General features: G+C 63.4%; 20 protein-coding genes, 1 tRNA gene and 1 pseudogene. 11 read left to right on the plus strand and 11 right to left on the minus strand.

The window, feature by feature from the left end:
• The first annotated feature begins 269 nt into the window (after window positions 1–269).
• Window positions 270–893, plus strand: a complete 624-nt coding sequence (locus M5B96_RS00005) for a flavin reductase family protein (protein ID WP_248794476.1) — start codon at window positions 270–272, stop codon at window positions 891–893.
• Between the two features lie 134 nt (window positions 894–1027).
• On the opposite strand, the gene M5B96_RS00010 is transcribed toward M5B96_RS00005, so the two are convergent.
• Both M5B96_RS00010 and M5B96_RS00015 read right to left on the minus strand, forming a co-directional pair.
• Window positions 1028–1267 carry a hypothetical protein gene (locus M5B96_RS00010; RefSeq protein WP_248794477.1) on the minus strand — a complete coding sequence of 80 codons (240 nt, stop codon included), beginning with the start codon at window positions 1265–1267 and terminating at the stop codon, window positions 1028–1030.
• A 42-nt stretch (window positions 1268–1309) separates the two neighbouring features.
• Window positions 1310–1675 (minus strand): antibiotic biosynthesis monooxygenase family protein, encoded by a 366-nt coding sequence (locus M5B96_RS00015; RefSeq protein WP_248794478.1) that lies wholly within the window; start codon window positions 1673–1675, stop codon window positions 1310–1312.
• A 342-nt stretch (window positions 1676–2017) separates the two neighbouring features.
• Here M5B96_RS00015 and M5B96_RS00020 point away from each other — a divergent pair, with 342 nt between their 5' ends.
• Window positions 2018–2947 carry an AraC family transcriptional regulator gene (locus tag M5B96_RS00020; protein ID WP_248794479.1) on the plus strand — a complete coding sequence of 310 codons (930 nt, stop codon included), beginning with the start codon at window positions 2018–2020 and terminating at the stop codon, window positions 2945–2947.
• Window positions 2948–2950: 3 nt separating this feature from the next.
• Here M5B96_RS00020 and M5B96_RS00025 read toward each other — a convergent pair whose 3' ends face one another.
• The 6 genes from M5B96_RS00025 to M5B96_RS00050 all read right to left on the minus strand — a co-directional run bounded on the left by M5B96_RS00025 (window position 2951) and on the right by M5B96_RS00050 (window position 10487).
• Entirely contained in the window at window positions 2951–4009 is a 1059-nt protein-coding gene (locus tag M5B96_RS00025) for an ABC transporter ATP-binding protein (RefSeq protein WP_248794480.1), read from the minus strand.
• An 18-nt stretch (window positions 4010–4027) separates the two neighbouring features.
• Window positions 4028–4876 carry an ABC transporter permease gene (locus tag M5B96_RS00030; RefSeq protein ID WP_248794481.1) on the minus strand — a complete coding sequence of 283 codons (849 nt, stop codon included), beginning with the start codon at window positions 4874–4876 and terminating at the stop codon, window positions 4028–4030.
• Window positions 4873–5781 (minus strand): ABC transporter permease, encoded by a 909-nt coding sequence (locus M5B96_RS00035; RefSeq protein ID WP_248794482.1) that lies wholly within the window; start codon window positions 5779–5781, stop codon window positions 4873–4875. Before M5B96_RS00035 ends, M5B96_RS00030 begins: the two co-directional genes overlap by 4 nt.
• A 194-nt stretch (window positions 5782–5975) precedes the next feature.
• Window positions 5976–7079, minus strand: a complete 1104-nt coding sequence (locus M5B96_RS00040; RefSeq protein ID WP_248794483.1) for an extracellular solute-binding protein — start codon at window positions 7077–7079, stop codon at window positions 5976–5978.
• Between the two features lie 322 nt (window positions 7080–7401).
• Entirely contained in the window at window positions 7402–8850 is a 1449-nt protein-coding gene (locus M5B96_RS00045; protein WP_248794484.1) for an aldehyde dehydrogenase family protein, read from the minus strand.
• Entirely contained in the window at window positions 8850–10487 is a 1638-nt protein-coding gene (locus M5B96_RS00050; RefSeq protein ID WP_248794485.1) for a 5-guanidino-2-oxopentanoate decarboxylase, read from the minus strand. Before M5B96_RS00050 ends, M5B96_RS00045 begins: the two co-directional genes overlap by 1 nt.
• Window positions 10488–10629: 142 nt before the next feature.
• Here M5B96_RS00050 and M5B96_RS00055 point away from each other — a divergent pair, with 142 nt between their 5' ends.
• Window positions 10630–11574, plus strand: coding sequence for a LysR substrate-binding domain-containing protein (locus tag M5B96_RS00055; RefSeq protein ID WP_248794486.1), 945 nt, complete (start codon window positions 10630–10632; stop codon window positions 11572–11574).
• Here the strand turns inward: M5B96_RS00055 and M5B96_RS00060 are convergent.
• Window positions 11568–12182 carry an NAD(P)-dependent oxidoreductase gene (locus M5B96_RS00060; protein WP_248794487.1) on the minus strand — a complete coding sequence of 205 codons (615 nt, stop codon included), beginning with the start codon at window positions 12180–12182 and terminating at the stop codon, window positions 11568–11570. The genes M5B96_RS00055 and M5B96_RS00060 overlap by 7 nt on opposite strands.
• A 107-nt stretch (window positions 12183–12289) precedes the next feature.
• A complete protein-coding gene (locus M5B96_RS00065) occupies window positions 12290–13174 on the minus strand; it encodes an MBL fold metallo-hydrolase (RefSeq protein ID WP_248794488.1) in 885 nt (294 codons plus the stop codon).
• Between the two features lie 112 nt (window positions 13175–13286).
• On the opposite strand from M5B96_RS00065, the gene M5B96_RS00070 reads away from it, so the two are divergent.
• Complete coding sequence (locus M5B96_RS00070) at window positions 13287–14192, plus strand: LysR family transcriptional regulator (RefSeq protein WP_248794489.1); 906 nt, start codon at window positions 13287–13289, stop codon at window positions 14190–14192.
• 158 nt (window positions 14193–14350) lie between these two features.
• Entirely contained in the window at window positions 14351–15868 is a 1518-nt protein-coding gene (locus M5B96_RS00075) for an MDR family MFS transporter (RefSeq protein ID WP_248794490.1), read from the plus strand.
• 25 nt (window positions 15869–15893) lie between these two features.
• On the opposite strand, the gene M5B96_RS00080 is transcribed toward M5B96_RS00075, so the two are convergent.
• Window positions 15894–16742, minus strand: coding sequence for a cache domain-containing protein (locus tag M5B96_RS00080; RefSeq protein ID WP_248794491.1), 849 nt, complete (start codon window positions 16740–16742; stop codon window positions 15894–15896).
• 169 nt (window positions 16743–16911) lie between these two features.
• Here M5B96_RS00080 and M5B96_RS00085 point away from each other — a divergent pair, with 169 nt between their 5' ends.
• From M5B96_RS00085 to M5B96_RS00110, 6 genes and pseudogenes are all read left to right on the plus strand, one after another.
• A complete protein-coding gene (locus M5B96_RS00085; RefSeq protein WP_248794492.1) occupies window positions 16912–18402 on the plus strand; it encodes a sensor domain-containing diguanylate cyclase in 1491 nt (496 codons plus the stop codon).
• Window positions 18395–18613: a cysteine-rich CWC family protein gene (locus tag M5B96_RS00090; RefSeq protein WP_248794493.1), complete on the plus strand. Its 219-nt coding sequence runs from the start codon at window positions 18395–18397 to the stop codon at window positions 18611–18613. The genes M5B96_RS00085 and M5B96_RS00090 overlap by 8 nt, the downstream gene beginning before the upstream one ends.
• 34 nt (window positions 18614–18647) lie before the next feature.
• Window positions 18648–19340 carry a pseudouridine synthase gene (locus M5B96_RS00095; protein WP_248794494.1) on the plus strand — a complete coding sequence of 231 codons (693 nt, stop codon included), beginning with the start codon at window positions 18648–18650 and terminating at the stop codon, window positions 19338–19340.
• A gap of 317 nt (window positions 19341–19657) precedes the next feature.
• On the plus strand, window positions 19658–20545 hold the full coding sequence (locus tag M5B96_RS00100; RefSeq protein ID WP_248794495.1) for an alpha/beta fold hydrolase: 888 nt from the start codon (window positions 19658–19660) through the stop codon (window positions 20543–20545).
• A gap of 294 nt (window positions 20546–20839) precedes the next feature.
• Window positions 20840–20913, plus strand: a tRNA-Gly gene (locus M5B96_RS00105).
• 84 nt (window positions 20914–20997) lie between these two features.
• A pseudogene (locus M5B96_RS00110) lies at window positions 20998–21126 on the plus strand (transcriptional regulator); the annotation flags it as partial.
• Window positions 21127–21172: the final 46 nt, after the last annotated feature.

Consider the following 21172-nt stretch of genomic DNA (forward strand, 5'->3'; position numbering starts at 1 on the left):
GCCAACGCCGTTGCTGCCGACGGCTACGACAAGACCCCTGGCGCTGCTGCCATCAGCTAACCCGTCCGTTAGCCTTGCAGCCCGGCTTCGGCCGGGCTTAGTCATTTCTGGCGGGCAGAAATACAAAGCTTCCAGGCGATGAAGAACTCAAGTGGCGAGCGGGCTTGCCCGCTCGCCACAAGTGCGCGGCTATCCAACTATCGCATTTCAAAACCCGGCAACGCACACTGTGCACCTGCACTTCCATCCTGCCCGCGGAACCTCGAACCATGTCCGACGCTATCCACTACTACGAACCCGCCAACGGCCACGGCCTGCCCCACGACCCGTTCAATGCCATCGTCGGCCCGCGGCCCATCGGCTGGATTTCCTCGCAGGATGCCCAAGGTCACCTGAACCTGGCGCCCTACAGTTTTTTCAACGCGTTCAATTACATTCCGCCGATCGTCGGATTCGCCAGCGTCGGCCGCAAGGACAGCCTGAACAACATCGAACAAACCGGTGAGTTCGCCTGGAACCTCGCCACCCGGCCCCTGGCCGAAGCCATGAACCAGAGTTGCGCGGCCGTGCCCGCCGAGGTCAACGAGTTCGAACTGGCCGGCCTCACGCCTGCCGCCTCGCGAATCATCAAGGTACCGCGGGTACAGGAAAGCCCGGTATCATTCGAATGCAAGGTCACCCAGATCATTCAACTGCAACGGGCGGATCGGGAATTGGTGCCCACCTGGCTGGTGCTCGGCGAAGTGGTCGCCGTGCATATCGCCAAGTGGCTGCTCAAGGACGGGATCTACGACACCGGCGCCGCCGAGCCGATTCTGCGCGGCGGTGGTCCGGCGGATTACTTCCAGCTGGGCCCGGAAGCCCTGTTCAAGATGTACCGCCCACGCGCCTAGCGGCCCGCGCACGTCCTTGTAGGAGCCAGCTTGCTGGCGATGAGGCCCTTGAGCCTTGCCGCGCCCATCCGCATGCCATCGCCGGCAAGCCGGCGCCTACAAAAACCGTGCCCCGCAGAGGATCAGTTGCAAACCTAGGCGACAGACCAGCACAACTCAGCCTCTTCGTCGACATCGGCCAGTCGCGCAAGCTCCAGCGCGGCAGCCTCGTCGGCCTCGAAGGCGGTCTTGAACTTCTGTTCATCGAGTATTTTGTGAAACCGTGGCGCACCGGAACCGTCCAGGGCTTTCACGGCAATCGCCGCGCTATAACCGCCCTCACCGGGAACCACCGCCGAAACGGCTTCGAAGTGTGTGAATGCTTTACGTGCCATGCCTGTTATCCCGGCCAATTGATTGGCCGGCATTCTAAACCTTCAGCTGGCCAACTGCTGCAAGGCACCGGCACTGGACAGATGAAAATCACACTGGGCGCGGGCGGCGCTGACATCGCTGAAGGTATGGAAGTCGAAGCTGTCGACCACCAGTTCCTGGATCAGCTCGGCAAAGACCTGCATTACCGGGGTATTGAAGTAGGCCGTCATGGCCGGTTGGTTGACCCAGAACCCGGACACCAACCACAGGTCGGCATCGGCCAGGGAGTGTTGCAGGGAAAACTGCAGGCAACCAGGGGCCTCGCGGGAAGGTTCGATCAGGCTGCTCAGCCGTGCGCCCAGTTCGGCGGAACGCCCAGGGCGTGCACGAACGAAGGCCATGTGGCTGACGGGGATAGGCTTGGACATGCGCGGCGCTCCCGAAGAGAAATTGTACTCGCTCGATCAGTGCGGGGACTGACGGCGACAGGAACAGAGATTAGAGCGTTTGCCGAGGGGGTCGTTAGTCGATTCCTGCCGCCTTATTGCACAATCCTGCCGCACCAGCGATTCCCGCGAATGCCAATACCTGCGGCCGGCCCTGCCCCTGCCCACGGCGTTTTGAGCAACTTCACGGCCGCCAAGCGCCTGTAACATGAGCGTCATATGAAAAGACGGCAGAATCAGGCAAGAATTGCGCAGTATTGTCCTGGCGTTGCGGATTGCCCAAACTTAAGCTTGCCGCATTCGCAATCACCTCCAGGGCCCGCCATGTCCTTGCTCGATCAACCCCAAGTCCCCCTGCCGGTCGAAATGGAAAAGCTGCGCGCGGAACTGGCCGAGATCATCTGCCGCAACACCGGTGAAGACGGTAGCTACGCCACTGCGGTAGGCTCGCTGCACCTGTCGCGCCATAGCCAGCCCCACGAGTTCTCCCCGGTACTGGCCCAGCCGGCCCTGTGCGTCATGGCCCAGGGTCGCAAGGAAGTGCGCCTGGGGGACGAGAACTTTGTCTACGACCCGCTGAACTACATGGTGGTCTCGGTTTCCATGCCGATCTGCGGGCGGATCGCCAGTGTCTCGCCGCAACACCCGATCCTCGCCTTGCGCGTGGATATCGATCCGGCCGAAATCAGTGCCTTGATTGCCGAGGCCGGGCCCATGGGCGTGCCCAGCCGGCCGACCGGGCGCGGCTTGTATGTGGAGCGCCTGGACACGCAGATGTTCGATGCCCTGCTGCGCCTGACCCGCCTGCTCGACAGCCCGAAAGACATCAACATGCTCGCGCCGCTGATCCGCCGGGAAATTCTCTATCGATTGCTGCGCAGCCCGCAGGGTTACCGGCTGTATGAGATCGCCATCGCCAACAGCCAGAGCCATCGGGTCAGCCAGGCGATCAAGTGGTTGAACGGTCATTTCGAGCAACCGCTGCGCATCGACAGCCTGGCCCGCGAGGCCAACCTGAGCGTGTCGACCCTGCACCACCGGTTCAAGGCGATGACCTCCATGAGCCCCTTGCAGTACCAGAAGCAACTGCGCCTGCAAGAGGCGCGGCGGCTGATGCTGCTCGAAGGCCTGGACGCCTCGGCGGCGGGCTACCGCGTGGGCTATGAAAGCCCTTCGCAGTTCAGCCGCGAATACAGCCGGCTGTTCGGCGCGCCGCCGCTGCGCGACCTGGCGCGATTGCGCCTGAGTGTCTAGGCGCTAGGCGGCCAGTACACGACAGGCCTCTGCCGGGATCGTCACCGAGACCCTGTGCCCCACTCCCACGCCGCTGCCCTGGCATGGCGTGCTCAATGCCGTGAACGACACGCCGGAGCACTCGACAATGGTTTCAATGGTCGAGCCGATATCGCGGACGAAGATCACCGTGCCGAGCAGGCGATTACTGCCTGCAGTCGCCTCGGGCGCGGAGAGTTGCAGGTCCTCCGGACGCACCAGCATCCGCACCTGCTTGCCGGTCTCGACAGCGGCACTGCCCGGCACCTCGATGCTCTCGCCCCCCGGTAGCCCGACCCGCCCGCCGCCCAGCACGGTGGCCGGAAAGATATTGCCCGAGCCGATAAAGTCGGCGACGAACTCGTTGGCCGGGTGCCGATAGATCTCGATGGGCGTGCCCACCTGCTGCACCCGGTGCTCGCCCAGCACCACCACGATATCGGCCATGGTCATGGCCTCACGCTGGTCGTGGGTGACCATGATGGTGGTGATGTTCAGACGCTGTTGCAGTTGGCGGATTTCCACCTGCATCGATTCGCGCAACTTGGCGTCCAGCGCCGACAGCGGCTCATCGAGCAACAGGAGCTTGGGCCGCGCGGCAATCGCCCGGGCAATCGCCACCCGTTGGCGCTGCCCACCGGAGAGCTTGGACACCGGCCGGTCGAGCATCTCGCTCAGTTGAATCAGTTGCAGCAGCTCGACCACCCGCGCCTGCTGTTCGGCCTTGCCGACCCCACGCAGTTTCAGCGGATAGGCGATATTTTCGCCCACGGTCATGTGCGGAAACAGCGCCAGGGACTGGAACACCATGCCGAAGTTGCGCAGATGCGCCGGGGTCTGGCCGATGTCCTCGCCATCCAGGCGGATCTCGCCGCCACTGAGGGTTTCCAGGCCAGCGATCATCCGCAGCAAGGTGGTCTTGCCGCACCCCGAAGGGCCGAGGAAACACACCAGTTTGCCCTCGGGCAGGTGCAGATTGACGTCCTTTACCGCACAGGCCATGCCGTAGTGCTTTTCGACGTTTTCCAGAATCAGTCCAGTCATGTTGCTTACCTCAAGAAATCAGAAGGAAACGCCGCCTTCGCCCACCAGCTTCTCCAACGCCCAGATCAGGACGAAGTCGATCAGCACGATCAGCACGGCAAAGGAAAAAACAGTGGGGTCCAGCGACGAGACGGTGCGGCTGTACATCCAGATCGGCACGGTCATCACGTCGATGGTGTAGAGGAAATAGGTCACGGTGAATTCGTTGAACGAGACGATGAACGCCAACAGCATCCCGGCGAGAATCCCCGACTTCATCAACGGCACCACCACATCGAGGATCGCCCGCTGCGGTGAAGCGCCGAGCATCTGCGCGGCCTCCTCGACCTCGCTGCCGATGGACAGCATGGCCGCCGTGCAGTTCTTCACCACGAAGGGCAAGGCCAGGATCACATGGGCGATCACCAGTCGCGAGAAGCTCATCTGGAACGGCAGGCTGTCGAACACCAGCAGCAAGGCCAAGCCCAGCACCACCATCGGAAACACCAGGGGCAGGGACATCAGTTGCAGCGCCACGGCCTTGCCACGAAACTCGCAGCGCACCAGCGCATAGGCGGCGGGCACTGCCACCAGGGTCGCGAAGACCATGGTCAGGCAAGCCACCAGCAGGCTGGTGGTCATCGCCTTGCCCAGGCTCAGCACATCGCTGCTATCGGGTGAGACGAAGGTCTGCCAGGCCGCGCGATACCATTGCAGGCTGTAGCTGCTGGGCGGGAAGTCAAGGTTCGAGGCGCCACTGAAGGACATGACGATCATGGTCAGGATCGGCAGCACCGCCAGCAGCAGGATGATCCCCGAAAGAATCCCGGCGAAGCGTCCGGTCTCCCCCGGCAGGATCGACAGGCGTTTGTGCGACAACAGGCTCATTGGCAGGACTCCAGCATCCGGCGCCGACGGCCGGTGACGTATTCGGACAGGGTCATGATCGCCAGGGTGGTGATGATCAGCACCACGCCGGCCGCCGAGGCCGCCGGCCAGTTCATCAGCGGGGCGATCTGGTCATGGACCATCACCGCCAGCATCGGCACGCGCCGACCGCCCAGCAGCAAGGGCACGACAAAGCTGCTGGCGTTGTAGGCGAACACCAGGGTCGCGCCGGTGATGATGCCCGGCAGGCTCATCGGCAAGACCACCTGGCGAAACACCTGGAAACGGCTGGCGCCAAGGGTTGCGGCGGCCTCTTCATAGGTGCGCGCGACACCGCGCATGGCGCTGGCGATCGGCAATACCGCGAGGGGAAAAGCGGTTTGCACCAAGCCCATCAGCACACCGTTCTGGTTGTACAACAGCATGATCGGGCGTTTGATCAGGCCCAGGCCCATCAGTGCCTGGTTGAGCATGCCGCCGGGACCGAGGATCACCAGCCAGCCGTAGCTTTGCAGCAACAGGTTGACCAGCAGCGGCAGGAGCACCGCGGCGAGGAAGATCCGCCGCAGAAACGGCGAGGTCAGGCGCGACATGGTGTAGGCCACCGGGATCGCCAGCAGCACCGCGATCACCGCGCTGAACAGCGCCAGGCGCAAGGTCAGCAGCAGCGACTTGAGGTAGTAGGGTTCCAGTAGCTGCGCATAGCTGGCGAGGCTGAAGCCGGTCCATTCGGCGCCTTTGGTGCCGACGCTCATGCGCAGCACCAGCAGGCTGGCAAGAATCAGCACGGCGAGAAACAGCATCGACGGCGAGAGGAAAAGCCAGGCCCGGGCGGTGGGCGAAATACCCGTTCGAGGACGCGGCAAAGCCACGCCGACCGGTCGGGCCAGAGGTTGGTGTTCCATAGAAAGAGTCTCGACTGAGAGAAATCATCAACAAGCCAGGCGCCAGGAGGACGCGCTTGATCATCAGGATTAAACGCGGCCCTTGTGGGAGCGGAGCTTGCCCGCGAAGCTTTTGGCGTCCTCAAGGACGCCTTCGCCGGCAAGCCAGGCTCCCACAAGGTTGTGCGGCGATCAGACCTGGCGCTACCGCAACCTCAGGACGAAAAGATTTCCGTATAGCGGCGAATCCACTGGTCATGCACCGTCGCCAGGAAGGCGTTGTCGTGCATGATGGCTTTCTCGGCGATCTGTTCCGGCGTCAGGATGTACGGGCTCTTGCGCGCCTCGGCGGAGATGATCGCCTTGGCGTTGACCGGACCATTGAAGATGTCTTCGGCCATCTTGCCCTGCACCAGCGGGTCGAGCGAATGGTCGATAAAGGCGTAGGCCAGGTCGGTATCGCCAGGACGATTCTTCGGCATCACCGAGAGCATCAGGTCGGTGTAGAAGCCCTCCTTCATGCCGAAGGTGGCACCCAGGCCGTAGGCCGGATCACGGATCTGTTTCGGAAAGAACGCCGGCGCATACAGGCCACCCAGGTCCAGCGAACCGGTGCGGAACAGTTCGGCGATCTGGTTGGGGTTTTCCCCGAGGGTGACCACGCGGTCCTTGAGCTCGGCGAGCTTCTTGAAGCCCGGCTCGATGTTGTGTTCGTCACCGCCGGCCAGCTTGGCGGCGATGATGATCAGGTCCATGGCCTCGGTCCAGTTCGGCGGCGGCAGGAACAGGTTGCTGGCGAAGTCCTTGTCCCATAGCGCCGCGTAGCTGTCCGGCGCCTCTTTCACGGTGCGGGTGCTGTAGACCAGGCTGTTGCACCAGAGCAGATAGCCGATGCCGTGGCCGTTGGCCCCGGTGCGGTATTTTTCCGGCACGTCGACCAGGTTCGGGATGCGGTTCAGATCGGGTTTTTCCAGCAGCCCGGCGGCGGCCAAGCCTTCGGCGCCGACACCGGCCAGGGTGATGATGTCGTACTGCGGACGATCACCGCCGGCCTTGAGCTTGGCGACCATTTCCGAGGTGCTGCCGGTGCGGTCGGCGATGACCTTGGCGCCGGTCTTGGCCTCGAAAGTCGCGGCGATATTGCGCAGGGCGGCGAGGCCGGTGTCATCGGACCAGGTCAGCAACTTCAGGGTCTTGCCCTGGAAGCGGGTGTCGCTGGCATTGGCCCGGATAAACGGCATGCTCATGGCGGCCGCGGCCACCGAAGCGACACCCACGGTCTTGATGAACTGTCTTCTGTTCAGGTCGTACTGGCCCATTTCGGACTCCCTTTATTTTTTTAGATATGAGGTCGGTCGCAATGCGTGCAGCCGGTCTCCGATCTCGCTGGAGCCCCCGAGGACCGTGGGTCGAGGCTGAGTCGGCAGGTTCATCCTGAGGTCGCCCGGAACCGGCAACAATCGAAAGTTTGTCATTGAAGCCATGCGCCCGGCGCATGCCTCATTTCGAGGCATGCGCTGCCCTGTCAGGGACCAGACCGGTCCCAGGTCCAGACACAAAACACACAGGCACGACAAAACCCCGTAGGAGCCGGCAAGCCGGCATCTACAGGGTGTGCGCTGTCGTTAAAGTCCGCTCGCGCTACAGGGCTCGAATCACATGTTTGATCTCCTGGAACGCCTGCAACCCCCAGGGCCCCAGCTCACGGCCCAGGCTGCTCTGCTTGTAGCCGCCCCAGGCGGTTTGCGGAAAGATCACCTGCGGCGCGTTGATCCACACCAGCCCGGCCTGCAGGGCATCGGCGAGCCGCTGCGCGGTCTCATCACTGCGGCTGACCACACTGGCCACCAGGCCGAACTCGCTATCGTTGGCCAGCGCCAGCGCCTCGGCTTCGCTGGCAAAACTGCGCACGCAAAGCACCGGGCCGAAAATCTCTTCACGCCACAACGCACTGTCCAGGGGCACTTCGGTGAAGATGGTCGGCCGCAAAAAATAACCGCGAGTCAGTTCGGGTGGACGCCCGCCACCACAAACCAGCCGTGCGCCGACGCTCAGGCCACGGTCGATATGGCCGAGCACACGCTGGTATTGCGCCTGGTTGACCAGCGCGCCCATTTCCACCTCGGGGTCGAACGGGTCCGCCACGCGAATGGCTTCGGCCCGCGCGGTCAGGCGCAGCAGGAATTCATCGGCAATCTCCTCGGCCACCAGTACCCGGCTGGTGGCCGAACACATCTGTCCGGCATTGAAGAAACCGCCGCCACTGGCGAGCTCCACCGCGAGATCGAGGTCGGCATCAGCCATCACCAACAGCGCGGATTTGCCTCCCAGTTCCAGGCTTACGCCTTTCACGGTTTCCGCCGCCCGCTGCATCACCTGGACCCCCACCGCATTGCTGCCGGTGAAGGAAATCTTCGCCACCCGCGGGTCGGCCGCCAGCGGCGCGCCGACGGCCAGGCCGGTGCCGCAGACCAGGTTGAAGACCCCGGCCGGCAAACCGCTGGCGGCGATGATCGAAGCCAGCTCCAACTCCGGCAGCGGCGTGACTTCCGACGGCTTGAGCACCACGCAACACCCGGCGGCCAGGGCCGGGGCCAGCTTCCAGGCGGTGGTGACCATCGGGAAGTTCCACGGCACGATCAGCCCCACCACCCCGCACGGCTCGCGACGCACACGGGCGGCGAAGGCGTCGCTGGGCAGCTCGACCGGTTTGTCCTGCTGGCCGTCGAGGCTCTCGGCCAGGCCCGCGTAATACTCGAAGGTGGCAATCACATCATCGACATCGATAGCCGCCTCGAACAGCGGCTTGCCGTTGTTGCTCGATTGCAGCTGGACCAGGGTTTCGCGGCGCTCGCGCACACCCTCGGCAATCCTGCGCAGGACCGCTCCACGCTCGGCCCCGGTGGTCGCCGACCAAGCGACGAAAGCCCGGCTCGCCGCGCTCACCGCCTGCTCCACGGCCTGCTCATCGCCAGCGCAAACGCTACCGAGCAAAGCCTCGGTGGCCGGATTGATCAGCCGTAGCTGTGCGCTGCCGGAGCGCCACTGGCCGTCGATGTAGAGACCGTCCTGATTCATTTGCGCTTTCATCACCAGGCCCCCCCGTCCATCCACAGTTGCTGGTCGATTTCGATCAGGGTCGGCCCCTGGCGATCCGCGGCGGCCTCCAGGGCGCCACGCAGGGTCTCGACGCCAGCGACGGCCTCGGCCACACAACCCAGGGCCCGGGCCACACCGATAAAGTCCGGGGTGTAGATATCCACGCCGACCGGGGTGATGGCGCGATTGACCATGTATTTCTTGATCTCTTCGTAGCCCTGGTTATTCCACAGCAACACGATGATCGGAGTCCGCGCTTCCACTGCGCTGGCCAGTTCCGACAGGGTGAACTGCAAGCCGCCATCACCGATCAGACAGACCACCGGGGGCCGTTGGCTGCGTTCGCTGGCCCCGCCCAGCCAGGCGCCGATGGCGGCCGGCAAGGCATAACCAAGGGTGCCGTAGCCGGTAGACGAGTTGAACCAGCGCCGCGGCTGCTCCGGGTTCAGGGTCAGGTTGCCGGTGTACACCGGCTGGGTCGAGTCACCTACCAGCACCGCTTCCGGCAGCACCTCGAGAACGGTGTTGAGGAACTGCGTCTGGGCGCGGGTCGGGGCATCCCAGAGCGCATCCAGCTCGACGCGCAAGGCCGCGGCGCGTTGTGCCCCCCAATCGCCTTGGCGGTCAGCCAGCACCAGGCCTTCGACGGCGGCGAGCAGCGCCTCGGCCGCGGTCCGCGAGTCGGACACCAGCGCGACCTTGGGCGGATAGTTGCGCACGGTCTGGTCCGGGTCGATATCGACACGCAGCAGGGTGCCGGGAATCTCGAAGCCGCCGGCAAAAGTGATGTCGTAATCGGTTTCCGCCAGCTCGGTGCCGATGGCCAGGACCACATCGGCATCCGCCACCAGGGCGCGGGTGGCGACCATGGACTGGGTCGAGCCGATCAGCAGTGGGTGGCGCGACGGCAGCATGCCTTTGGCATTGATGGTCAACGCCACCGGGGCCTCCAGGCGCTCCGCAAGGCGGGTCAGCGCGGCGGCGGCATCGATGGCGCCGCCACCGGCGAGGATCAGCGGACGCCGGGCCTTGGCCAGCAGTTCGGCCATTTGCGCGACCGCCGCGGGGGCGGCGCCGGCACGGCTAATCTGCACCGGCCGGCTATCGAGCAAGGCATCGGCGTTTTCCACCAGCACATCGAGGGGAATCTCGATATGCACCGGACGTGGCCGCCCGGCCTGGAACAGGGCGAAGGCCCGGGCCAGTACCGCCGGCAGCTCGGCTGCCGACATCAGCGTGTGGGAGAACGCCGCGACGCCTGCCACCAGCGTGCCCTGGTTCGGCAACTCGTGCAGCTTGCCGCGCCCGCCGCCCAACTGACTGCGCGACTGCACGCTGGAGATCACCAGCATCGGGATCGAATCGGCATAGGCCTGGCCCATCGCCGTGGTGATATTGGTCATGCCGGGACCGGTGATGATAAAGCACACCCCTGGCTTGCCGCTGGTACGGGCGTAGCCGTCGGCCATGAAACCGGCACCCTGTTCGTGGCGCGGGGTGACATGCTCGATGCTCGACGACGCCAGCCCGCGATAGAGCTCCACGGTATGCACGCCGGGAATGCCGAACACCTGCTCGACCCCATAGCCTTCCAGTAACTTGACCAATACTTCGCCGCACGTCGCCATCTGTCCCGCCCTTCTTGTTCGTATAAGCCATGCTGCCGGTGAGCACGGCGATAGGGTTATTGGAGCGTTTGGCCGATGGCGGGCACAAGGCAAAAATAGTCATACTAGGCATGTCCTGTCGTCATGCCTGAGCTGCCCCGCCATGAAACGTCCACCACCGCTGCCCGCTCTGCATACCTTCCTGGTCACCGCCCAGTGCTGCAACTTCACCCGTGCGGCCGAGTTGCTGCACATCACCCAGGGGGCGGTGAGCCGGCAGATCGCCGGCTTGGAGAGCCACCTCGGTTATGCGCTGTTCCAGCGCCAGGCCCGTGGCCTGAGCCTGACGGCCCAGGGTCGTGAGCTGTTTCCACGGATCCAGCAGGTGTTCAACCTGATCGACGAGGCCGTGGATCAGCTCGGCGCCCGTCGCGAGGCCCTGCAACTCAAGGCCCCGACCTGCATGATGCGCTGGCTGCTACCGCGCCTGTTGCAATGGCAGAAGGAGCGCCCGGACGTGCCCGTGGAGCTGACCACCACGGTGCAGCATGCGGTGGATTTCCGTCGCGAGGAATTCGATGCCGCCGTGGTCTATGGCGCGGCGCCGGGACCTTCGGTGGCCTCTCACCATCTGTTCGATGAGCAACTGACGCCGGTTTGCTCGCCACAACTGCTGGCAGGTCCGGTGCCGTTGAGCAGCTTCGCCGACCTTGAGCAGCACATGCTCCTGCATCCCACGCGCGACCAGCGGGACTGGGAAGCCTGGCTCAAGGTGGCGGGTGCGCGGGTCAGCAATATCGGCAAGGGACAGCATTTCGACACCCTGGACCTGGCGATGAGCGTGGCGTCCCAGGGCACGGGCGTGGCGATTGGCGATTGGGCGTTGATCGGCGAGGACCTGAGCGCCGGGCGGCTGGTCATGCCGTTCGATTTGCGGGTGCGCACCGGGCAGGCGTACTACCTGGTCTACCCGGAGCGGGCCGGGACGGCGCCGGAGTTGCGGGAGTTGATGGAGTGGCTGGTGGCACAGGCGGCGGAGCGGGCTTGCCCGCTCGCCACAGGACCGCGTTCGACCTCAAATTTCAAGCAGCCCACAATCACTCAATAGCCGACGGCAAACCGCTGACGCGAGTGCGCAGGCTTCTCGACTTCATCCAACAGGGCGATGGCGTAGTCGGCGAAGGTGATCCAGCTACGGCCCTCGGCACTCACCAGCAGGTCATCCTTGCCCAGGCGGAAGTGCCCGGTACGCTGACCTTCGACAAACTCCGCCGACGGCGACAGGAAGCTCCAATCGAGTTGCTTTTCCTGACGCAAGGCCTCAAGGAACTCCGCCCCCGCGGCGGCCTCAGTCTTGTACTCCGGCGGAAAGCCCGGGCTGTCGATCACCCGAGCGCCACCTGGCAACAACAGCGAACCGGCACCGCCGACCACCAGCAGGCGCTTGACCCCGGCCTTCTTCACCGGGCCGATCACCGCCGCGGCCGGCAGGGTGGCGAAATGCGCGGCGCTGATCACCACGTCGTGACCGGCAACCGCCGCTTCCAGCGCCGCGGCATCCAGCGCATCGACCGCCTTTTTCAGCACGCCGGCACGCTCGGCGATCTTCGCCGGGTTGCGGGCGATAGCGGTCACGCTGTGGCCGCGACGCAGGGCCTCTTCCAGCAACTGGCTACCGGCACGTCCGGTGGCACCAATGATTGCAATCTTGCTCATGACACTCTCCAGTTCCAATCGAATGACGCGGTGCGTCGAGGGGGGCCTTCCCAGCCTGGGGCAGGAAGACCGACCTACAGATACGTCTAATCAGCCGGCGAGCGAACTCACCACTTCATCTCGCCCTTGGCGACCTTGGCGCTGAGTTCCAGCGAGGACTCCTCACCGAGGCCCGGATAACGCTTGTTCATCGCCACAATCAATTCGGCGGAATTCTTGGCCTTGGCGGTTTCTTCGTCGAAGGCCTTGATGTAATCCGCGGTGAATTGCACCGCCGCGAGAGCGCGCGAGCTATCACCGAGGTAGTGACCAGGCACCAGGGTCATGGGTTGCAGCGCCTGGATGCGTTGCAGTGTCGCCAGCCAGGCCTGATGGGACTGCGCGGTCTGGGTATCAGCCATCCACACATGGATGTTGTCCGCCACCACGACACCGCCCACCACCGCCTTGATCGACGGAATCCAGACAAAAGTGCGATCCGCTTGCTCGCCGTTCAAACCGACAACTTCCAGCTCACGCCCTTCCAGCGTCAGGCGGTCGCCCTTGAGCACCTGCGGCACCACGGTGTGCGCCGGTACATCGGCGCCCATCTTCGGCCCCCAGAAAGCCAGCTTGCCGTCGACAGTGGCCTTGATATGCGCCACGGTCGGCGCCGACGCCAGCACCTTGGCCTTGGGGAATGCCCGGGTAATGGTGTCCAGGCCGAAGTAGTAGTCCGGGTCGCCATGGCTGATGTAGATGGTGCTCAGTTGCTTGCCGCTGGCGCGGATTTTTTCCACCAGTTGTTCGGCCTGGGATTTGCCGAACTGGGCATCCACCAGGATCGCCTCCTTCTCACCGCTGACCAGCACCGAACTCACCGGAAAAATCGCCGAGGTGCCAGGATTGTAGACATCCAGGGTCAGGGCCGACGGGGCCGCCGCCGCGTGTGCGACAAAGCCCAGGGTCGCGGTGGCGAGCAAGAGACGACGAAATAAAGACAATCCGATCATGTGCAACTCCGAGATCTGTTGGCCGTGATGGCAATGAACAGAGCTTAGTTGCCCGAACCAATACAAAAAATGCGATGCTGGAACATAGTTTGTTTCTGAAAGTGGGCAAATCATGGATCGTCTTACGGCAATGCGGGTCTTCGTCACGGTAGTCGACCTGGGCAGCCAGTCGGCGGCGGCCGATCATCTGGACCTGTCGCGGCCAGTGGTGTCACGCTATCTCGCGGAACTCGAGGACTGGGTTGGCGCCCGACTGATGCACCGCACCACTCGCAAGCTGAGCCTGACCGCCGCCGGCAACGAAACCCTGCCGCGCTGCCGGCAGTTGCTGGAATTGTCGGCGGACCTGCAGGCCGCCGTCAGCGTACCGGACGAGGCGCCGCGCGGGCTGCTGCGGATCAGCGTGAGTACCTCCTTCGGCCTGGCGCAACTGGCCGATGCCATGGCCGAGTACGTCAGGCACCATCCGGGTGTCAGCGTCGACCTGCAGATGCTCGATCGCACGGTGAATCTGGTGGACGAGCGCATCGACCTGGCGATCCGCACCAGCACCGAACTGGACCCGAACCTGATCGCCCGGCGACTGACCGTTTGTCGCTCGGTGATCTGCGCCTCCCCGGCTTACCTGCGCGAACATCCGGCGCCGCAACGGGTGGAGGACCTGAGCCGGCACAATTGCCTGACCCACTCGTACTTCGGCAAGAGCCTCTGGCATTTCAAGCAGGACGGCGAACAGATCTCAGTGCCGGTGCAGGGCAATATCAGCGCCAACGAGGCCAGCACTCTGATGCAAGCGGTGATCGCCGGGGCCGGTATCTCGATGCTGCCCACCTACCAGGCCGGCGCCTATATCAAGCGTGGCGAACTGGTACGACTGCTGCCCCAGGCCGAACCGATACTGATGAACATCTATGCGGTGTACGCCTCGCGCAAACACATGCCGGCCACGCTGCGCAGCATGCTCGACTTCCTGGTGCGGCGCTTTCCCGAAACGCCGCTCTGGGATGAGGGGTTATGAGCAACGCTGCGTGCCGCACACGGCCAGCCTGAGTGCACTGAGATATCTCGCCCGCCTTAACTTACGAGACTATCGAATAGCAGGCTATCGAGTACACTGGCAAACATCCCCGCGTACTTGCCTGGTGAGCGGGTCAACCACTGCTTGCAGGTTCTACCGTGACCAATCTCAATCAGTCCGGCCAAACGAAGCCGGCGATTCGCAGTATCCTGATCGCCTTGATGCTGGCGATTTTCCTTGGTGCGTTGGACCAGACCATTGTCGCCGTCTCGATGCCCGCCATCTCCGCCCAATTCAAGGACCTGGGCCTGCTGGCCTGGGTCATTTCCGGCTATATGGTGGCCATGACCGTGGCCGTGCCGATCTACGGCAAGCTCGGCGACCTCTACGGTCGACGCCGCTTGATGCTGTTCGGCATGGGCCTGTTCACCCTCGCCTCGCTGTTCTGCGGCATGGCCCAGAGCATGGAGCAACTGGTGCTGGCGCGGATCATCCAGGGCATCGGTGCCGGCGGCATGATTTCGGTCAGCCAGGCAATTATCGGTGACATCATCCCGCCCCGCGAACGCGGCCGTTACCAGGGCTATTTCAGCAGCATGTACGCGGTGGCCAGCGTCGCCGGACCGGTGCTCGGCGGCTATATGACCGAATACCTGTCGTGGCGCTGGGTTTTCCTGATCAACCTGCCGCTGGGCCTGGGGGCCTGGCTGGTGGCCCAGCGCACCCTGGTCGGCCTGCCGCTACCGCAGCGCAAGCCGATCATCGACTACCTCGGCACCGTGCTGATGATCATCGGCCTGACCGCCCTGCTGCTGGGCATCACCTTCATCGGCCAGGGCCGCCACTGGAACGACAGCCAGGTCCTGGGCCTGCTGGTCACGGCGCTGATCGCCCTTTGGCTGTTTGTCCTGCATGAACGACGCAGCGTGGAACCCTTGCTGCCGATGCATCTGTTCCTCAACCGTAACGCCCTGCTGTGCTGGTGCACGATATTCTTCACCAGCTTCCAGGCGATCTCGCTCACGGTGCTGATGCCCCTGCGCTTCCAGAGCGTGACCGGTGCCGGAGCGGACAGTGCGGCCCTGCACTTGCTGCCGCTGGCAATGGGCCTGCCCATGGGCGCCTATTTCGCCGGGCGACGGACCTCGGTGACCGGCTACTACAAACCGCTGATCCTCAGCGGCGCGCTGCTGATGCCACTGGCGATCCTCGGCATGGCGTTTACCCCACCCCAGGCGGTGCTGCTCAGCAGCCTGTTCATGCTGCTCGGCGGAATCGCCGGCGGTATGCAGTTCCCGACCTCGCTGGTGGGCACGCAGAACTCCGTGGAACAGCGTGATATCGGTGTCGCCACCAGCACCACCAACCTGTTCCGCTCCCTCGGCGGCGCCATGGGTGTGGCGCTGATGTCGGCGTTGCTACTGGCGCTCTTGCAGGACTCCAGCCTGACCCACCTGGCCGGGGCTTCGGTGGTCGCCGAAGGCTCTTCGGGCAATGCCCTGCTCGAAGGCCTGAACAGCGCCGAAGGTCCGGCGCGCGACGCCTTGCGCGGGGAACTGCTGCTGACCTTCCGCCACCTGCTGCTGATCAGCGCCGCCGTCGCCCTGCTGGGACTGGCGGCGGCACTGGCGATGCCGAACAAAGTGTTGCGCGGGCGGGACGACAAGGCCCACTGATCGACAGCCTTCCCCGGTCGGGTGGTCAAGGGCTGTAATACCCGACCGCCACCAGGTACTGCCCGACCTTCCTCAGGTAGGCATGCTTGTCCTCGACCTTTCCGGTCACCGGGTTCTTCCAGCGATATTCGTACTCCCCAAGCTCCTGCTTGGCCATCAACGCCAGGATCGGCTCCCCCACCGGCTTGCCGTCAGGGTCCTTGACCTTGCTGAAGTCGGTGTCCAACAGTCGCAGGTTGGTCCCGTGGGCCAGGTAGCGATGGGTTTTCAGATCCACCACGAAGACATACAGGTCGTCCTCCAGGAAGCCGCCCTGAAGACTATTGATCGCTTCGAGGGTGCCCCGCTGGTCCTTGCCCAGATCGTTCGCGGCCCTCGCCAGCAGGGCTTTGGCCTGCCCCGGCGAGGCCCGGGGCAGGTAATAACCGACCGCCAGGATGCGCTCACCGACCCGCTGGAAAAACACCCGTTTGCGCTCGACCTTGCCGTCGCTCCAGTTCTGCCAGCGATACTCGGCTTCCTGGATGCCGCTACCCTCCGGCGTCTTGAGCACGTCCTTGAACGCCTTGTGCAAATCCGGGCCCAGTGTCTCGGACACGTCACGTCCGATCAACGCCGAAGACGGGCCACCGCTGGCCAGCATCACCCCCCGGGTATCGACCACAAACACATAACGGTCCTGATCGACGAACTCCCCCTGGCGACTGAACGCGGCGAAGGCCTTGTCGCCCTGATCGTGGTAATAGGCCACGGCATTTTCCAGCAGTGCCCTGGCAGCTGATGCTTCATCGGTCGGCGCGCTCGCCGCCAGCGCCGGCCCGAGAAAAAACGCCAGCAAAAAGCCTGACAAGGCCCGTGTTATGCCAAACCCCATGGTGCACCCCTCGTATTTGTTGGTCTCACAGAAGCGTAGACCTACACGGCCTATACGGAAGCATTCAGCAAGCCAGGGTGGCGCAGCGCAACATCCGCGCAAAATGTGCAGGCATTTTTTATCCGCGCCACTAGAATGCGTCCATCGGGAACCCGCCTACGGAATCGTCATGCCGCTTCGCTCAGTGCTCTACTCGCAACGCTCGCTGATCCTGACGCTGATCGCCTTGCTGGCCAGCGGTTTCCTCGCGACCTCCCTGCTCAGCTACTACGCCTCACGCGCCTCGATCCGCGACGGTATCGTCAACACCGAACTGCCCTTGACTTCCGACACGGTCTATTCGGAAATCCAGAAGGACCTGGTCCGCCCGGTGCTGATTTCCTCGATGATGGCCCGCGACACCTTCATGCGTGACTGGGTGGTGGCCGGCGAGCGCGATTCGCAGCAGATGACCCGCTACCTCAACGAAGTCATGACCCATTACGGCGCCTACACCGCCTTCTTCGTCTCCAACAGCAACCTGACCTATTACCAGGCCAAGGGCGTGCTGAAAAAAATCCGTATCGACGAGCCCAATGACCTCTGGTACTTCCGCGTGCGGGACATGCAAGCGCCCTATGAGATCAATGTCGACCCGGACACCGCCAACAATAACCGCCTGACCTTCTTCATCAACTACAAGGTCTTCGACTACGACGAGCACTTCATCGGCGCCGCCGGTGTCGGTCTGACCGTGGACGCGGTGGTCAAGCTGATCGACAAGTACCAGCAGCGCTACCAGCGCAGCGTGTACTTCGTCGACACTTTCGGCCGCCTGGTACTGACCGGTGCCGACGGCGGCCCCGAAGGCGCCCGGGCCGGACAGTCGCTGAACGAGCTGGCGAGCATGAAGAACCTGCAGGCCAAGCTGCCCAAACCGCATGATGGCAGCTACGAATACGCGGAACCGGACGGCAAGGGGCATTTCCTCAACGTACGCTTCATTCCGGAGCTGAACTGGTACCTGTTCGTCGACAAGCGTGAAGACGGTGCCCTCAGCGGGATTCGCCAGTCGCTGTACCTGAACCTGCTGATCTGCCTGCTGGTCAGCCTGATCGTGCTGGCCCTGCTCAACCGCGTGGTGCATCGCTACCAGCGCAGGATCCAGGCCCTGGCGACGCTCGACAGCCTCACCGGCCTGCCCAACCGCCGAGGCTTCGACCTGCTGGCGGCCCAGGCCCTGCATGAAGCCCAACGCGAACCCAAGCCGCTGACCGCGCTGCTGCTGGATCTGGACCACTTCAAGCAACTCAACGACAGCCACGGCCACCTTGCCGGCGATGCCGTGCTGAGCGGATTTGCCCGAGACCTGGAGAACTGCCTGCGTCAGTCGGAAATCATTTGCCGCTGGGGCGGCGAGGAATTCATTGTCCTGCTCAAGGACACCGACGGCGCCAATGCCCAACTGATCGCCGAGAAAATTCGCCGACATATCGAGCAACAGCGTTACAGCTACAACGGCCAGAGCCTGCAACTGACCGTCAGCATCGGCCTGACCTCACTGCAACAGGACGACACCCTGCACAGCCTGCTGGCCCGGGCCGATCACGCGCTGTACCGGGCCAAACAGAGCGGACGCAACCGCGTCTGCAGCGACCTGCTGAAATCCGCCCATGCATGACCCCAGCCGCTGCCCGGCCTGCGGTGCGCAAAACGACTGCGCCCTGGCCGACCCGCGTAGCGCCGACCGGCCCTGCTGGTGCTACAGCGTCAGCATCGACCCGGCGCGACTCCAAGCGCTGCCCGACGAACTGCGCAACGCCGCCTGCCTGTGTCCGCGTTGCGCGCAAGTGGATGAGCAACTGAAGACGCCCCCACGATCGACGCCATGACGTAAACTGCCTGCCCACCCCGAAGCCTTCAGCCATGCGCCTTGACCGTTTCCTCAGCAACCTGCCGCGCTTCAACCGCCAACAGGTGCGCCTGTTGCTGGTGCAAGGACGGATCCGGGTCGACGGCCTGATCATCGCCGATCCCCATCACGAAGTCCGCGAGTTCAGCCAGGTCGAAGTCGATGACGAAGTGCTGCAGGCAGGCCGCCCGCCGCGCTACTTCATGCTGCACAAACCCCAGGGCTGCGTCAGTGCCACCCGCGATCCGCAGCACCGCACGGTCCTCGATCTGATCGACGAACCCGACGCCCTTGAGCTGCACATCGCCGGCCGCCTGGACTTCAACACCACCGGGCTGATGGTCCTGACCAACGATGGCCAGTGGTCGCGCCGATTGACCCAGCCACGGACCAAACTGCCCAAGGTCTACTACGTGGAGACCGAGCAGGTCATAGGCGCCGAATACGCCGAGACCTTCGCCCGCGGCCTGTACTTCGCCTTCGAGGACCTCACCACCCTGCCCGCCACGCTGGAGTTGCTCGGCCCGCGCAGCGCCCGCTTGAGCATCGTCGAAGGCCGCTATCACCAGGTCAAGCGCATGTTCGGCCACTTCGACAACAAGGTCCTGCGCCTGCACCGCGAAGCCATGGGCCCACTGGTGCTGGACGAGCACCTGGCCCCGGGGCAATACCGCCCGCTGCGCGCCGAAGAAATCGGGCTGATCTGAGCCGCGACGACGACCGCTGGGCAGAAGTCACCGACTTATGACAAATCGTTCCTTGCGCAATCGCCTGACGCCTGCTTGAATCAGACCGTCAGCCGAAATATGACTGACAAGTCACACCATCATTCCAAGAAACTCTTTGTCGGCTGCGAGGCCCACCGGCTCTCGCTTTCCGGCAGATTGCCCGCCTATAACAACACCCGTCGGCCAGGCTTCAACGGACCGACATGGGCCTGCAAAATTCCAGGCGAATGCCTACCTGTCATATAGCTCGTGCACAGTTCGTTGCGCGCATACCCGCTAGCCAGGAGTCTTTTGACATGAGGCCAGAAATCGCTGTGTTGGATATACAGGGGCAGTATCGGGTTTACACGGAGTTCTATCGCGCAGATGCCGCAGAAAAGACCATCATCCTGGTCAACGGCTCGATGGCCACCACTGCGTCGTTTGCACAGACCGTGAAGAATCTGCACCCGCAATACAATGTCGTGTGCTATGACCAGCCCTACGCGGGCAAGTCCAAGGCCCACAACCGTCACGAGAAAATGCTGACCAAAGAAGTCGAAGGACAGATCCTCCTGGAGCTGATCGACCACTTCGCCGCCGAGCACGTGATGTCCTTTTCCTGGGGCAGCGCGGCGACCCTGGTGGCCCTGGCGCACCAGCCACGACGGATCGAAAAGGCAGTGATCAGCTCCTTCTCGCCGGTGCTCAGCGAACCGATGCGCGATTACCTGGAACGGGGCGTCGACTACCTCAGCGCCTGCGACCGCGACCGCATGGGCCACCTGGTCAACAGCACCATCGGCAAGCACCTGCCGTCGCTGTTCAAGCGCTACAACTACCGGCATGTCAGCAGCCTGGCCGAGCATGAATACGAGCAGATGCATTTCCATATCGGCCATGTGCTCAACAGTGACCGGCTGTGCTACCTGACGGCGGCGAAACGGATCGAGGTACCGGTGCTGTTCATGAATGGCGAATGGGACGAATACACCTCGCCACACGATGCGCTGCAATTCGGCCAGCATGTGCGCCATAGCCACTTCACCACGATCCGCAGCACCGGGCATTTTCTCGACATGGAACACAAGTCCGCGTGCCGCGACAGCCGCCACGCGTTGCTGGAGTTCCTCAAGCCGACACACCAGGAAAGCCGATCGCGCTATTACCGACACGTTCAGGAGCACCATGCACAAGCCATGTGAACGAGGGCCGTCACGGGTTTGCAGAGTTCTGGCGAACGAACACAAATCCCGTGATGGACGCCAACCCCTTGTAGGAACCTGACTTGTCGGGACGCCGCATCGCAGCGATGAGGCCCGAGCGGCCGTCAGAAGTCTCGCAGGCAAGCCCCGCCCCGTCGGAAACCGCGCTCGGCCTTGCTGACGGGTATTGCTCTTGCGTGCGCCAGCGCCACCCCGACATGCTTGTTAAAACACAGATTTTCAAAGAAAAACTTCAAATCCTCGGCGACATCTGGTACAAAGTCAGCCGTCCGAGCGGGTGTCGTATAATGGCATTACTCCAGCTTCCCAAGCTGATAACGAGGGTTCGATTCCCTTCACCCGCTCCAATCGAATCCAGTCTGACGTTGCTGAACAGCGCGACGAAGACAAAAGAAAACCGGCCCTGGTGGCCGGTTTTTTTATGGGCGGGTATGAAACAGCTATGGGGTGCAGAAATCGGCTCACCTGAAGGGGATGAGCTGGAAGCTCTTGCGCTGCTCATCGAAAAATACGAAGACGAGCATTATCCAATGCCACCTTCCGACTCGATTGAAGCGATTAGTCCGGAGGGCGTCCCTCTAGGCAGGAACCTGCACCGGATCTGAA

Source organism: Pseudomonas sp. MWU13-2105 (assembly GCF_023242315.1).
Taxonomy (GTDB): domain Bacteria; phylum Pseudomonadota; class Gammaproteobacteria; order Pseudomonadales; family Pseudomonadaceae; genus Aquipseudomonas.

Bases quoted from the DNA above. Each gene is read 5' to 3' on its own strand.
- M5B96_RS00005 (WP_248794476.1), top strand. From the start codon at position 270: ATGTCCGACGCTATCCACTACTACGAACCCGCCAACGGCCACGGCCTG.
- M5B96_RS00010 (WP_248794477.1), bottom strand. From the start codon at position 1,267: ATGGCACGTAAAGCATTCACACACTTCGAAGCCGTTTCGGCGGTGGTT.
- M5B96_RS00015 (WP_248794478.1), bottom strand. From the start codon at position 1,675: ATGTCCAAGCCTATCCCCGTCAGCCACATGGCCTTCGTTCGTGCACGC.
- M5B96_RS00020 (WP_248794479.1), top strand. From the start codon at position 2,018: ATGTCCTTGCTCGATCAACCCCAAGTCCCCCTGCCGGTCGAAATGGAA.
- M5B96_RS00025 (WP_248794480.1), bottom strand. From the start codon at position 4,009: ATGACTGGACTGATTCTGGAAAACGTCGAAAAGCACTACGGCATGGCC.
- M5B96_RS00030 (WP_248794481.1), bottom strand. From the start codon at position 4,876: ATGAGCCTGTTGTCGCACAAACGCCTGTCGATCCTGCCGGGGGAGACC.
- M5B96_RS00035 (WP_248794482.1), bottom strand. From the start codon at position 5,781: ATGGAACACCAACCTCTGGCCCGACCGGTCGGCGTGGCTTTGCCGCGT.
- M5B96_RS00040 (WP_248794483.1), bottom strand. From the start codon at position 7,079: ATGGGCCAGTACGACCTGAACAGAAGACAGTTCATCAAGACCGTGGGT.
- M5B96_RS00045 (WP_248794484.1), bottom strand. From the start codon at position 8,850: ATGAAAGCGCAAATGAATCAGGACGGTCTCTACATCGACGGCCAGTGG.
- M5B96_RS00050 (WP_248794485.1), bottom strand. From the start codon at position 10,487: ATGGCGACGTGCGGCGAAGTATTGGTCAAGTTACTGGAAGGCTATGGG.
- M5B96_RS00055 (WP_248794486.1), top strand. From the start codon at position 10,630: ATGAAACGTCCACCACCGCTGCCCGCTCTGCATACCTTCCTGGTCACC.
- M5B96_RS00060 (WP_248794487.1), bottom strand. From the start codon at position 12,182: ATGAGCAAGATTGCAATCATTGGTGCCACCGGACGTGCCGGTAGCCAG.
- M5B96_RS00065 (WP_248794488.1), bottom strand. From the start codon at position 13,174: ATGATCGGATTGTCTTTATTTCGTCGTCTCTTGCTCGCCACCGCGACC.
- M5B96_RS00070 (WP_248794489.1), top strand. From the start codon at position 13,287: ATGGATCGTCTTACGGCAATGCGGGTCTTCGTCACGGTAGTCGACCTG.
- M5B96_RS00080 (WP_248794491.1), bottom strand. From the start codon at position 16,742: ATGGGGTTTGGCATAACACGGGCCTTGTCAGGCTTTTTGCTGGCGTTT.
- M5B96_RS00085 (WP_248794492.1), top strand. From the start codon at position 16,912: ATGCCGCTTCGCTCAGTGCTCTACTCGCAACGCTCGCTGATCCTGACG.
- M5B96_RS00090 (WP_248794493.1), top strand. From the start codon at position 18,395: ATGCATGACCCCAGCCGCTGCCCGGCCTGCGGTGCGCAAAACGACTGC.
- M5B96_RS00095 (WP_248794494.1), top strand. From the start codon at position 18,648: ATGCGCCTTGACCGTTTCCTCAGCAACCTGCCGCGCTTCAACCGCCAA.
- M5B96_RS00100 (WP_248794495.1), top strand. From the start codon at position 19,658: ATGAGGCCAGAAATCGCTGTGTTGGATATACAGGGGCAGTATCGGGTT.